General features: G+C 49.1%; 13 protein-coding genes. All 13 read left to right on the top strand.

The window, feature by feature from the left end:
• Positions 1-107: 107 nt before the first annotated feature.
• The 13 genes from CLOSYM_RS08050 (at position 108) to CLOSYM_RS08110 (ending at position 12,724) form a co-directional block, all read left to right on the top strand.
• The gene (locus tag CLOSYM_RS08050) at positions 108-380 is read left to right on the top strand and encodes a YabP/YqfC family sporulation protein (RefSeq protein ID WP_003504069.1); all 273 of its coding nucleotides are present in this window, start codon (positions 108-110) and stop codon (positions 378-380) included.
• 22 nt (positions 381-402) lie between these two features.
• The gene (locus tag CLOSYM_RS08055) at positions 403-1,638 is read left to right on the top strand and encodes a sporulation protein YqfD (protein WP_044902255.1); all 1,236 of its coding nucleotides are present in this window, start codon (positions 403-405) and stop codon (positions 1,636-1,638) included.
• Positions 1,625-2,674, top strand: coding sequence for a PhoH family protein (locus CLOSYM_RS08060; RefSeq protein WP_021641737.1), 1,050 nt, complete (start codon positions 1,625-1,627; stop codon positions 2,672-2,674). Before CLOSYM_RS08055 ends, CLOSYM_RS08060 begins: the two co-directional genes overlap by 14 nt.
• A complete protein-coding gene (gene ybeY / locus CLOSYM_RS08065; RefSeq protein WP_003504066.1) occupies positions 2,671-3,168 on the top strand; it encodes an rRNA maturation RNase YbeY in 498 nt (165 codons plus the stop codon). Before CLOSYM_RS08060 ends, ybeY begins: the two co-directional genes overlap by 4 nt.
• Positions 3,165-4,280: a DUF3048 domain-containing protein gene (locus CLOSYM_RS08070; RefSeq protein ID WP_021641738.1), complete on the top strand. Its 1,116-nt coding sequence runs from the start codon at positions 3,165-3,167 to the stop codon at positions 4,278-4,280. Before ybeY ends, CLOSYM_RS08070 begins: the two co-directional genes overlap by 4 nt.
• Positions 4,261-5,934 (top strand): putative polysaccharide biosynthesis protein, encoded by a 1,674-nt coding sequence (locus CLOSYM_RS08075; protein WP_003504064.1) that lies wholly within the window; start codon positions 4,261-4,263, stop codon positions 5,932-5,934. The genes CLOSYM_RS08070 and CLOSYM_RS08075 overlap by 20 nt, the downstream gene beginning before the upstream one ends.
• Before the next feature lie 232 nt (positions 5,935-6,166).
• Positions 6,167-6,547 carry a hypothetical protein gene (locus tag CLOSYM_RS08080; protein WP_003507193.1) on the top strand — a complete coding sequence of 127 codons (381 nt, stop codon included), beginning with the start codon at positions 6,167-6,169 and terminating at the stop codon, positions 6,545-6,547.
• Between the two features lie 114 nt (positions 6,548-6,661).
• Complete coding sequence (locus CLOSYM_RS08085) at positions 6,662-7,936, top strand: BaiN/RdsA family NAD(P)/FAD-dependent oxidoreductase (protein ID WP_021641739.1); 1,275 nt, start codon at positions 6,662-6,664, stop codon at positions 7,934-7,936.
• Position 7,937: 1 nt separating this feature from the next.
• Positions 7,938-9,560 carry an NAD(P)/FAD-dependent oxidoreductase gene (locus tag CLOSYM_RS08090; protein WP_021641740.1) on the top strand — a complete coding sequence of 541 codons (1,623 nt, stop codon included), beginning with the start codon at positions 7,938-7,940 and terminating at the stop codon, positions 9,558-9,560.
• Positions 9,561-9,663: 103 nt separating this feature from the next.
• Positions 9,664-10,509, top strand: a complete 846-nt coding sequence (gene proB, locus CLOSYM_RS08095; protein WP_021641741.1) for a glutamate 5-kinase — start codon at positions 9,664-9,666, stop codon at positions 10,507-10,509.
• Positions 10,510-10,698: 189 nt separating this feature from the next.
• A complete protein-coding gene (locus tag CLOSYM_RS08100) occupies positions 10,699-10,926 on the top strand; it encodes a DUF896 domain-containing protein (protein ID WP_003504055.1) in 228 nt (75 codons plus the stop codon).
• Positions 10,898-11,467, top strand: coding sequence for a 5-formyltetrahydrofolate cyclo-ligase (locus CLOSYM_RS08105; protein ID WP_003504053.1), 570 nt, complete (start codon positions 10,898-10,900; stop codon positions 11,465-11,467). The genes CLOSYM_RS08100 and CLOSYM_RS08105 overlap by 29 nt, the downstream gene beginning before the upstream one ends.
• Before the next feature lie 15 nt (positions 11,468-11,482).
• A complete protein-coding gene (locus tag CLOSYM_RS08110) occupies positions 11,483-12,724 on the top strand; it encodes a glutamate-5-semialdehyde dehydrogenase (protein ID WP_003507181.1) in 1,242 nt (413 codons plus the stop codon).
• Positions 12,725-12,848 lie beyond the last annotated feature (124 nt).

Here is a 12,848-nt window from a genome sequence, read left to right on the forward strand (position 1 = left end):
GTACCGGCGGCGTCCTCACCTGCCTAATTAAATCTCCCTGCTGCTGCGAATAAATCAAAATAAAATTTCATATAATCTCTATAAGGATTGGAAAAGGCGGTACGCTATTGTTAAACAGGCAAAAAAAAGCGGTAGTATCGGCCCTCAATCTGCCGGAAGATGTCTTTTTTGGAGAGATGCTTCTGTTCTTTACCGGCAGCCATTCGGCTGTGGTGGAAAATTACAGAAGCATTGTTCTATTTACGGACACGGTGTTAAAACTTCAGGGCAAAACCACGAAGCTCACAGTTACCGGAAAGAATTTTTCTATCGAATATTACGATAAAGAACAGCTGAAACTGACGGGGCAGATAAGGTCGGCTGAATTTGAATCTATCTGATTCTGATTCCAGGAGGAGTTATATGAAATCGATACGCAGGTTTTGTTCCGGCAGCGTCCGGATCCAGATGACAGGCGAGTCTCCGGAACGTTTTTTTAATTTATGCGCCGCTTCCGGCTTAGATATCTGGGACGTTATATTTTCAAAAGGCAATTACATATTTTCAATGGGCATACACGATTTCTTTTCCAGTAAGCCCTTTATAAAGAAAGCGAAGATCAGGCTTAGGATACAGCAAAAACTGGGACTTCCTTTTTTTTTACATAAAAACAGAAAAAGGAAACTGTGGGCGGCCGGTTTCCTGAGCTTTTTCGTATTTCTGTGGGTTCTCTCATTCTTTGTATGGGATATCGGATATCAGGGTAATGTAATGTATACGGATGACGAACTTTCTCATTTTCTCGACACTCTCGGAATCCACTGCGGAATCATGAAAAACCAGGTATCCTGCGAGGAGCTGGAGGCTGCGCTGAGAAATGAGTACGAGGGCATAACTTGGGTATCGGCCCGCTTAAGCGGAACGAAGCTCTATATCCATGTCAAGGAAAATGATGTGCCACTGGAAATTCCGGTCAAAGATGATTCGCCCTGTGATTTGGCAGCCGAGTCAGACGGAACGATCACGTCCATGATTGTCAGGAGCGGTACTCCCCTTGTAAAACCCGGAGATGAGGTGGAAAAGGGACAGATTCTGGTCAGCGGCATGGTCCCAATCACAGACGACGGCGGAACAGTGATATCAGGGCGCTATGTCCATTCCGATGCAGATATTATAGCTGTCAGAGAGAGGACGGAATCCAGGGAAATACCTCTGTGGCATGAAAAAGAGGAAAAAACAGGCCGCGTCCGGAAAGGACTGATGATGAACATTAAGGAGCACTCGTTTGTATGGCTGCTTCCCAATTTCAGGAATACAGAGTGGAAGACGGTGACTGAAATCAGGAAGATCAGGCTTTTTGGTGATTTTTATCTCCCCATGGAGCTGGGGTTTATCACCTCATGCGAAGTCTCTTCCTATGACGTAAAATATACGGAAAAGGAGCTGGAGGAGCTGGGTGAGGCTTATAAAAATGAAATTGCGGAAAAATTAATGGAAAAAGGGGTACAAATTATTGAAAATAATGTTAAAATATTAGTTAATGGCTCCTCTTGCCGTTTTGAAGTAACGATGCGGACAGAGGAATCCATCGAAATGGAAACAGAAATAGAAGCACAAGGAGAAACACAAGGAGAACAGCCAGCCGATGAGCATAATTGAAACAGTTATAGATATTCCCATGGAACATGTACAAAATGTCTGCGGCCAGTTTGATGCCTACCTTAAGAAAATCGAACGGACTCTGCATGTTACCATGATTACAAGAGATGGGGCGCTGAAGATTATCGGTCCCGAACAGGCTATCAGACAGGCCAAAAGTGTTTATAACAACCTGCTGGAGCTTTCCAAACGAGGCAATACCATCACAGAACAGAATGTCGACTATGCAATTTCCCTTTCCTTTACGGAGCAGGAGGGCCAGATTCTTGAAATTGATAAGGATATCATCAGCCGCACTGTAAACGGAAGGCCTATAAAGCCGAAAACCATGGGACAGAAGCAGTACGTGGATATGATACGGAAGAAAATGATCGTCTTTGGTATCGGACCGGCCGGAACAGGAAAGACCTATCTTGCCATGGCTATGGCTATCCAGGCGTTTAAGAGCGGTGAGGTGAACCGGATTATCCTGACTCGGCCCGCCATTGAAGCGGGAGAAAAGCTGGGCTTTCTGCCGGGCGATCTGCAGAGCAAGATCGATCCCTATCTGCGGCCTCTATATGATGCGCTGTATCAGATTATGGGAGCCGAGAGCTACCTTCACAATTCGGAAAAGGGACTGATTGAGGTAGCGCCTCTTGCTTATATGAGGGGCCGTACTCTTGACAACGCCTTTATCATCCTGGATGAGGCCCAGAATACGACGCCTGCCCAGATGAAAATGTTCCTGACACGTATCGGTTTCGGTTCAAAGGTAATTATTACAGGAGACCAGTCCCAGAAGGATCTTCCGGCCGGAGCGGTATCGGGACTCGATACGGCAGTAAAAGTACTGAAGAATATAGACGATATCGGATTCTGCTTCCTTACCAGCAGTGACGTAGTGCGCCATCCTCTGGTACAGAAAATAGTGGAAGCCTATGAGAGCTTTGAACTGAAGGAGAAAAGGGATACGCCGGAGGGCAGGAGATATGGAGGCCGGGGGCGTTCCTCTTCTGATGACAGGCCGTCGCCGAAAGGGAGAAAAAACAAATGACAATTAATATCGAATACGAAGCCGAGAAGAAGCTGAACCTGCCTTATGAATCCATCATAGAGGATGTGGTTAACGCCTCACTGGATTATGAAAAATGCCCCTACGAGGCAGAGGTCAATGTCATACTGACGGATAATGCGGAGATCCGGAGAATTAACCGTGAATTCCGGCAAATCGACAGCCCGACGGACGTGCTGTCCTTTCCGATGGGTGATTTTGATGTTCCTTCTGATTTTGAACGCATGGAAGAGCAGTCTGAGGATTATTTTAACCCTGAGACCGGGGAGCTTCTTTTAGGCGATATCGTAATTTCGGTGGACAAGGTAGAAGAACAGGCTGAAAAATACGGCCATTCCCAGACAAGGGAGCTGGCTTTTCTGGTTGCCCACAGCATGCTGCATCTTTGCGGGTATGATCATATGGAAGAGCAGGAGCGGATTGCCATGGAGAAGAGGCAGGAGGAAATCCTGAGTACAGGAGGTTTTGCCAGATGATGAAACGGGGGGTTATACTGGCGCTGGCAGCCGGACTCTGTCTGAGTGCAGGCTGCACCAGGTATGAGGAAGTGTCGGTTACGGCCGGCGTTAAAGAGACGGAAGAGACAAAGGTGATTCAGATTACGGAGCCGGAGACGGAACCGGAGACAGAGGGTGACAGGGAACTTCTGCGTATCGAGAAGGACGGCAAGATCCCCAGCTATCTTACGGGGGAAATGACGGACCTGGCAATTGCATGGCGGCGGCCTATTGCGATCATGATAAGCAACGATAAAGCGGCCTTGCCCCATTATGGCATTAACCATGCCGGAGTGATCTATGAAGCTCCCGTGGAGGGCGGAATGAACCGTTTCATGGCTGTAATAGAGGATTATGACAATCTGGAGCGTATTGGTTCGGTGAGAAGCTGCCGGACATACTATACCTTTTTTGCACGGGAATTTGAAGCTGTCTATGCCCATTTCGGCCAGAGTGTTTTCGCACGTCCTTATCTGGAAAAGATGGAGCATTTAAATGGGATTGAGGGAAAAGGTTCCGTGGCTTTTTACCGGACCAAGGATAAGAAAGCTCCCCACAATGCATATGCAAGCGGAGAACGCATTCAAAAAGCCATAGAGGCTATGGGATATTCCCAGGAATATCCGGAAAGCTACACCGGCCATTACCGTTTTTCTAAAAAAGAGTATCCGGTCATGCTGGAGAATGGGTTTTCGGCGGCGTTTGTGCGCCCGGGATACGTTATGAATGATCCCTGGTTTGAATATAATGCTGACGACGGCCTGTATTATCGTTTTCAATACGGCGGCCCGCACAACGGCGACGAGGGCCAGCTGACGGCTAAAAATATTATATTCCAGTATTGCGGCTGGAAATATTATTCATCGTCCGAATATCTGGATATAGATGTACATAGTCCCGGGCTGGGATACTATTTCACCAATGGAAGAGGAGAACGGCTCACCTGGACAAAGGGCAGCGCTGACGCTGTGACAAAATACTATGACGAAAGCGGTCAGGAAATATTGCTGAATCCGGGCAGTACCTGGATTTGCATCATACAATCTGACCGGATGGATAAGGCGGAATTTTATGGAGAACAGACAGAGTAGACGTAAAACAAAGGGCAAAAGGGAATCGAATTTCGTTGTCCAGGGAAGTATCCTGGCAGTGGCGGGGATCATTGTAAGGCTTATCGGCATCCTGTACCGGGTTCCGATGACCAATATTATCGGTGACGAGGGAATGGGGTATTATTCCACGGCCTTCAATGTTTATAATATCATGCTGATCCTTTCTTCCTACAGCCTTCCGCTGGCGGTATCCAAGATGGTATCCGCGAGGATGGCGAAAGGGCAGTACCGGAATGCTGTCCGGGTGCTGAAAGCGGCCCTTGTCTATGCTACGGTGGTGGGAGGAATTGCCTGCTTTATCACCTGGAATTTTGCTGATTTCTTTGCAACCACAGCGTTTAATACGCCTTTTTGTGTCTATGCGCTCAAAACACTGGCACCCACTATCTGGATTATGGCCTATCTGGGCGTGCTGAGAGGATTCTTCCAGGGGCATGGAACCATGATTCCCACTGCCATCTCCCAGATTTTTGAACAGGTGATCAATGCGGTAATCAGCGTTGTGGCCGCCGGTGTTCTGTTCAAGATCGGCCTGGATTCCAACCGGGTTTACAATACGACCGGTTATCCGCAGGCATTCGGAGCAGCAGGAGGAACTATCGGCACAGGTGCCGGCGCTCTGGCGGCGCTGCTCTTTATGCTGCTGTTATTTTCCATCTACTGGCCGGTGGTTAAACGCAGGAAACGGCGGGACAGAAGCAGGCGCACCGATTCCTACGGGGATATCTCCGTGACATTTTTATTTACGGTTGTGCCGGTTATCATCAGTTCGGCCGTCTATAATATCAATGCCGTTGTAGATAACAGCATTATGGCTTACGGAATGGAGGCGCTGGGGCGCGGAAAGGAATTTCTGTCTCTCTGGGGTATCTACAATAACAAATATATGCTTTTGGTCCACGTGCCGCTGGCAATGGCCAATTCCCTTTCTTCCTCGCTCATCCCGTCACTTTCCGGGGCGGTTGCCAGAAAGGAAAAGGGGGCGGTTATCGCCAAGACAAGCCTTGCCATCCGTTTTGCCATGCTGATTGCCATCCCGTCGGCCGTAGGGCTGACCGTCCTTTCCGCTCCGATTAATAATCTGCTTTTCAAGAGCGGCGACAACACAGAGGCTATCAGGATGCTGATTACCGGTTCCGCGGCAGTGATATTTCTGTCCATGTCGACAGTGACCAATGCCATTTTGCAGGGCATCAATCATATGAATGTCCCTGTCAGAAATGCATTCATTTCCCTGATCCTTCATATTGGGGTTCTCTATCTCATGCTGATGGTGTTTAAGATGGGGATTTACAGTATGGTGTTCGCCAACATTGCGTTTGCGGTATTCATGTGTATCCTGAACGCAATTGCCATCCGGAGGTATCTGAATTACCGGCAGGAGATTGTAAAGACATTTCTGCTGCCGGCCGTTGCATCAGCTTTTATGGGGGCGGCGGCATTCGGAGTATACAAGGGCGTGACCCTGATTATAAAAAGCAATTTGCTTGGAACTATATTCGCCGTTCTGGCGGCAATTGCCGTGTACGGGGTGCTGTTAATCAAGCTGCGCTGCGTAGATGAGGAAGAACTCTATTCCATGCCCGGAGGCACGAAAGTGATCCGGCTTTCAAGGAAACTCCATTTAATGTAGGGAGTTAATTGAGTAAGGAGGACGCGGACGGGAACGTCCATGGTCCGGTGTGGTGAGGGATGTGTATGAGTCTTCAGTCCCCTTTGGCAGGTAGCCGTGAAGGGGGAATCGCCACCCCGTCCGCTGGCCGTCCCGGCGGCGTCCTCCTGCTTAACTTTAAATTCATACCAGCATGAGGATGTTTAAGATAGAAGAAAAAGGCAGATACTATTAGTACTTAAGGAGGAATTCCATGAAAAAGTATTATATCTGCTTTTTTCTGTTAGCGGTATTTTTAGCTGCATCCATACTCACGGGAGCGTATATTTATTTTTACCGGCCTGAGCATGCCCAGCCCGTACCGGGCCAGATTCTGGAGTCGGAGTCGGCGCCGGAGGATAATGTGGTAATTAACCAGAGGCAGGTTGAGACAAGAGAGGAAGTAAAGAATTACTGTCTTGTGGCAGAAGAAGGTTTTCTTCTCGTCTTTGCAAAGGACCGTGACAATGTATGTCTGGATACCCATATGCCGCTCTCAGAATTTCCGCTCAGTGAGCAGGAAAAATTAATGGAGGGTATCTGGTTTTCATCCATGATGGAGATATTCAATTATCTGGAATCCTACAGCAGCTAAAACTTAGTGCCGCGGCGCGATGAAAAGTAAACTTTTCCCCACAATCAACGGCGCTTTTTTGCCGTTTCTGTGCATCATTTGTTGAAGTTTGGCCGAAGGCTGAACTGTAACAATGTGATCAATACCGCCGAAAAAAACGAGACAGGAGTCGGATTAAGTATGAAAAAACAGGTAACAATCATTGGCGCCGGAGCCTCCGGCATGACAGCAGCTATCTTCGCCGCAAGACAGGGCGCCCAGGTAACCCTGCTGGAGCATATGGATCGGGTTGGAAAGAAAATTTTGTCTACCGGGAACGGTAAATGCAACCTTTCCAATCGTTTTATGGAGGAAACCTGTTACCGAAGCGGAGTGGCTGATTTTCCCATGGAGGTAATCAGCCGTTTTACCGTGGAGGAAACACTTTCCTTTTTTGAAGATCTGGGAATCGTCGTAAAAGACAGGAACGGGTATCTGTACCCCCACTCCGGGCAGGCTTCTTCTGTTCTCGATGTGCTGAGAGCGGAGCTTGACCACCGCCGGATCCGTACGGTAACGGAGTGCCGGATTGATGCGGTCCGGTACAGGGAAACAGGAGATAAACGGTTCAAAGTCTCCACCTCTCAGGGGAGCTTCCTTTCCGACTGCCTGATTCTTGCCACCGGTTCCAAAGCGGCTCCGGCAACAGGTTCCGATGGAAGCGGCTACCAACTGGCAGAGCAGCTGGGGCATCATATCATAAAACCGCTGCCTGCGCTGGTACAGCTTCGGTGCCGGGAAAAATTCTATAAACAGATTTCCGGCGTACGCACAGACGGCTGTGTATCATTGAGATGCGGCAGCAAAGAGCTGGCAAGAGACCAGGGGGAGATTCAGCTGACGGATTACGGTATTTCCGGCATCCCCGTATTCCAGGTCAGCCGTTATGCATCAAGAGCCATTGACCGTGGGGAAAAAGTTACTGCGGTTCTGGATTTTTATCCGGATGCGACATTTGAGAAGACACGCCGAATGATGGAGGGACGCAAATTAAGCTGTTCCAGTAAACCCATGGAGGAGTTCTTCACCGGCTGGTTTCACAAAAAGCTGGCAGCTTTATTTATAAGACTGGCAAATCTGGAACCACACAAGCAGGCCGGTTTGCTGACCGTGGAAGAGATTGACCGTCTGACCTGCGTTATCAAAGAATTTACCACGGAAATAACAGCGGCCAATCCGTTTGAAAACGCCCAGATTTGCTGCGGCGGAGCAGATGTCCGTGAAATTGCTCCTGAATCAATGGAGTCGAAACTTAAGAAAGGCCTGTATCTGATAGGAGAACTATTGGATGTGGATGGTATCTGCGGAGGATACAATCTGCAATGGGCGTGGAGTACCGGTGCGATAGCGGGAACTCACGCAGGACTGTAATATGATACGTATCAATCAGTTAAAACTGTCCGTGGGACACACAAAAGCCGATATGAAGAAAAAAGCGGCAAAGATGATGAGGATACCGGAGGATAAAATTCTTTCCCTCGTGCCGGTCAGGCAGTCCCTGGATGCCAGAAAAAAGAATGAGCTGCTTTACATATATTCCCTGAATGCCACCGTTTCAGGAAAAGAAGGAGCCGTAATTAAAAATGCGAAAAATGTAAATGTGGTGCTGAATACCGAAAAACCATACCGGTTTCCGGAGCATGGACAAGAGCCGCTTTGCCACAGGCCTGTGATCGTTGGGTTTGGCCCTGCCGGCATGTTCTGCGGCCTGATGCTGGCAAGAGCCGGCTTTTCTCCCCTGATTCTGGAACGCGGTGAGGATGTGGATTCCAGAACACAGAAGGTGGAGGCTTTCTGGCGGGGCGGAGAACTTAATCCGGAATCGAATGTCCAGTTCGGTGAGGGCGGAGCAGGAACCTTCTCGGATGGAAAGCTTAACACATTGGTAAAGGATCCGTCCGGGCGTAATAAAAAAGTCCTTGAAATCCTGGCAGAGGCAGGCGCCGACCCTTCCATTACCTACGTAAATAAGCCGCATGTCGGCACAGATGTCTTAAGCCGGGTGGTAAAGAATATCAGACAGGAAATTATCCGGCTCGGCGGCGAGATCCGTTTTGGCTGTAAGCTGACCGACTTCTCAGAAGCAGGCGGGCGCCTTATCTCGGTGACCGTGTCTCAGAGGGAAGAGGGAGGCTTTTACCGGGAAGAAACGATACCGGCACAGGCAGTGGTGCTTGCCATCGGCCACAGCGCACGCGATACCTTCCGTATGCTCTCGGAAAAAAGCCTGGACCTCCAGGCAAAGGCTTTTGCGGTGGGGCTGCGCATCCAGCATCCTCAAAAGCAGATAAATTTCTCCCAATATGGAGTGGAGGAGCCCGGCTCACTGGGCGCGGCAAGCTATAAGCTGACGAAGCAGACTTCTTCCGGGCGCGGGATTTATTCATTCTGTATGTGTCCCGGAGGCTTTGTCGTCAATGCATCCTCAGAAACCGGCCGTCTTGCCGTCAACGGCATGAGCAACCATGACAGGGCGGGAACCAATGCCAACAGCGCCCTTATCGTGACCGTTACACCGGAGGATTTTCCCAATCCCGGACCGCTTGGCGGAGTCGAATTTCAAAGGAGGCTGGAGGAAGCGGCATTTAACTGCGGAAAAGGAAAAATCCCGGTACAGCTTTACGGTGATTTTAAAGCGGGTACCCTTTCCCGGGCTTTCGGGGATGTGGAACCGGCCTTCAAAGGAGGGTATTCCTTTGGAAATTTAAGGGAAGTGCTGAATCCGTCTCTGACTGATGCAATGACGGAGGGAATCGATAGTTTTGGCCGGATAATCGACGGCTTCGACCGTCCGGATGCAATCCTGGCCGGAATTGAAAGCCGTACCTCATCACCGGTCCGGATACCGCGGACCCCAGAACTCGAAAGTGCAGTCCGCGGACTCTACCCCTGCGGGGAGGGGGCCGGGTATGCCGGAGGGATCACTTCCGCTGCAATGGACGGCATAAGGACAGCAGAAATGATCGTTACCAGATTTTCGCCCTCTTTTTATTGACGTGATTTTATAAATGAGGTAAACTGGCAGAAACGATGAAAGAAATACATCTGTAATTAATAGTGACATTACTTTGAAACTATGAGGGGAAAGAGGATTTTATATGACAGATTTCAGGGCAGCATTAAAAGAAAAAAAGAGAATTGTTATAAAAATAGGTTCGTCCTCCCTGACGCATCCGGAGACAGGGGATTTGAATCTGAGAAAGATTGAACAGCTTGTACGTGTATTAAGCGATCTGCGGGGCCAGGGCAGAGAAGTGATTCTTGTATCCTCCGGAGCTATCGCCGCCGGACGGCAGGCGCTGGGATTCAACGAACGGCCCAGGCTGCTGGAAGAAAAGCAGGCATTTGCCGCGGTTGGCCAGGCCAGGCTCATGATGGTCTATCAAAAGCTGTTTGCCGAATATAACCAGACGGCGGCCCAGATATTAATGACGAAAAATACAGTGACAAATCCACAGTCCCGTTTTAATGCGCACAACACATTTAACGAGCTGCTGAAGCTGGGGACTATCCCCATTGTCAATGAAAATGATACGGTCGCAACCGATGAAATCCAGTTCGGCGACAACGACCGGCTTTCCGCTATTGTGGCGGCTCTGGTGGAAGCTGATATCCTGATCCTGATGTCGGATATCGACGGCCTCTACACCGATGACCCGAACAAAAACCCGGATGCTGCATTCATACCGCTTGTCAGAGAGCTGACACCGGAACTGCAGGCGATGGGAAAGGGAGCCTCGAGCAGTGTGGGAACCGGAGGAATGTCTGCCAAACTGGCGGCAGCCCAGATTGCCACCGGAAGCGGTTCAGATATGCTGATTGCCAACGCCTGCGACTTAAATGTTATTTACAGGATTCTGGAGGGGGAAGAGTGCGGAACTCTTTTTACCGCCCACGAAAGTAAAGATTTCGATCTGAATACATATCTGAACAGTGAAAGCTGAAAACACGTTACAGTTCAGCCTTCGGCTAAACCGTAACAAATGATGCACAGAAACGGCAAAAAACGTCGTTTCGCGCCGCACAACTCGGGATTTTCGCAAAAAACAGCGAAAACACCTCGCGGAATACATCATGGCTGAATTGTTGCGAAAATACTGCCAAAGTTCAGACAGGAAAGGACAGATTAAATAATGAATCAGGATAAAATTGACCGAATCAATACACTCTACCACAAGAGCCAGTCAGTCGGCCTTACGGAAGAGGAGAAGGAGGAGCAGAAATTGCTCCGCAAAGAATATATAGAAGCAATCCGCAGAAATATGCGCGGAACGTTAAACAATATTTCAATCAAGGAGAAAGACGGTACTATCACCGACTTAGGTAAAAAATATGGGAATATCAGTGACATCCAAAGCTGACCTTAGAAAAAAGGTTCTGGAGCTTAGAAAAAATCTGACGGAAGAAGAGACGGCCGGCTGGGATCAGGCAATCTGCCAAAAGATTAAGAATCTCGGGTTGGAAAAACAGTATGGTACTATTTACTGTTATATCAGCGTTCGCGGTGAGACAGGTACGGAAGCGTTAATCCGCTGGTATCTGGAGCAGGGACTCAAAGTAGCGGTTCCGCGCGTAAAAGGCAGGGAGATGGCTTTTTACTATATTGACTGTTTTGAAGATCTGGAGCCGGGCTGCTTCGGAATTCCCGAACCGAAAAAAAGCTGTATGACGGCAGAGGAAACAGACGCACCCGTCATTGTGCCGGGAGTCGCATTTTCGGAACGCTTTGAAAGAACCGGCTACGGAGCAGGTTATTATGACCGTTTCTTTGAAAAGGAACCGCAGCACAGAAAGATCGCAATCTGTTATGATTTCCAGATTGCAGAGGCTATAGCAGTGGATCAGTATGATGTATTAATGGATCAGATTATCACTCCCGGAAGGGAACTGAGCAGATTGTAGAAAGGAGAGGTACATATGCTTGAGGTTATTGGCAAACAGGCAAAGGACGCTTCCAGAAAGCTGGCAGTTCTCGGCTCAGTCAGAAAGAATGAAGGGCTGAGGGCCGCGGCAGAAGCTCTTCTTGAGGGGGAAGAACTCATTCTGGCCGCCAATCTGAAAGATATCAGGAAAGCAGAGCAAACGGGAATGAATCCGGGGATGATAGACCGTCTGACCCTGACTCATGAACGTCTTGCAGCTATCATCGAGGGTGTAAGACAGGTAATCGGCCTTGACGATCCGGTCGGCGAGGTTCTGGGCATGAAAGAAAGACCAAACGGCCTGCTGATCGGTCAGAAGCGCGTACCGATGGGCGTCATAGGCATGATCTACGAAGCCAGGCCCAATGTCACCGTGGATGCCTTTGCCCTCTGTTTTAAAGCGGGCAATGCCGTAATCCTGAAGGGAGGAAGCGACGCGCTGGAATCCAATAAGGAAATCGTAAAGTGGCTCAGAAAAGGGCTTGAAAATTGCGGTCTGCCGGCGGACTGCGTACAGCTGATTACTGATACGGATCGCGAAGTGACAAAACAGTTTATGAGGATGAACGGTTATATTGATGTTCTTATTCCGAGAGGCGGGGCCGGCTTAATCCGCACCGTGGTGGAGAACAGCACCGTCCCGGTTATTGAGACAGGAACAGGAAACTGCCATATCTATGTGGACGAAACTGCCGACTTTGATATGGCCCTGGATATCATTTTCAATGCCAAGACACAGCGAATCAGCGTCTGCAATTCCTGTGAGTCACTGCTGATACACCGCAAAATAGCAAAAGACTTCCTGCCGCTTCTGAAAAAGCGGCTGGATGAAAAGCAGGTGGAAATCCGCGCCGATCAGGAGTCCGCAGCTATAGTACCTGACTTTAAAACAGCCACAGAAGAAGACTGGGGAATGGAATATCTGGACTATATTCTGTCCGTAAAACAGGTAGACTCCGTGGAGGATGCCATCGAACATATAAACCGGTATAATACAGGTCATTCCGAAGCAATCATTACAAAAGATTACGACAGCTCCAGAAAATTCCTGGATGGTGTTGATGCGGCTGCCGTATATGTCAATGCTTCGACACGCTTTACCGATGGTTTTGAATTCGGCTTCGGCGCCGAGATTGGAATCAGCACCCAGAAGCTTCACGCAAGAGGGCCGATGGGCCTGAAAGAGTTGACGACGACGAAATATATTATTTATGGCAGCGGGCAGGTGCGGCCTTAAATGGAGGATTTAGTTGAGAATTGAGGACGCGTCCGGAACGGATCGGGTCAGGTGTGGTGAGATTGGTTTTTCTGAGTCTTCCGCCCCCGTGGAGGTTGGTCGTGGAGGGGGAATCCGGCCGGAA

It is taken from the genome of [Clostridium] symbiosum ATCC 14940 (assembly GCF_000466485.1).
GTDB classification, from domain to species: domain Bacteria; phylum Bacillota; class Clostridia; order Lachnospirales; family Lachnospiraceae; genus Otoolea; species Otoolea symbiosa.

Bases quoted from the DNA above. Each gene is read 5' to 3' on its own strand.
- CLOSYM_RS08055 (WP_044902255.1), top strand. From the start codon at position 403: ATGAAATCGATACGCAGGTTTTGTTCCGGCAGCGTCCGGATCCAGATG.
- CLOSYM_RS08060 (WP_021641737.1), top strand. From the start codon at position 1,625: ATGAGCATAATTGAAACAGTTATAGATATTCCCATGGAACATGTACAA.
- ybeY (WP_003504066.1), top strand. From the start codon at position 2,671: ATGACAATTAATATCGAATACGAAGCCGAGAAGAAGCTGAACCTGCCT.
- CLOSYM_RS08070 (WP_021641738.1), top strand. From the start codon at position 3,165: ATGATGAAACGGGGGGTTATACTGGCGCTGGCAGCCGGACTCTGTCTG.
- CLOSYM_RS08075 (WP_003504064.1), top strand. From the start codon at position 4,261: ATGGAGAACAGACAGAGTAGACGTAAAACAAAGGGCAAAAGGGAATCG.
- CLOSYM_RS08080 (WP_003507193.1), top strand. From the start codon at position 6,167: ATGAAAAAGTATTATATCTGCTTTTTTCTGTTAGCGGTATTTTTAGCT.
- CLOSYM_RS08090 (WP_021641740.1), top strand. From the start codon at position 7,938: ATGATACGTATCAATCAGTTAAAACTGTCCGTGGGACACACAAAAGCC.
- proB (WP_021641741.1), top strand. From the start codon at position 9,664: ATGACAGATTTCAGGGCAGCATTAAAAGAAAAAAAGAGAATTGTTATA.
- CLOSYM_RS08100 (WP_003504055.1), top strand. From the start codon at position 10,699: ATGAATCAGGATAAAATTGACCGAATCAATACACTCTACCACAAGAGC.
- CLOSYM_RS08105 (WP_003504053.1), top strand. From the start codon at position 10,898: ATGGGAATATCAGTGACATCCAAAGCTGACCTTAGAAAAAAGGTTCTG.
- CLOSYM_RS08110 (WP_003507181.1), top strand. From the start codon at position 11,483: ATGCTTGAGGTTATTGGCAAACAGGCAAAGGACGCTTCCAGAAAGCTG.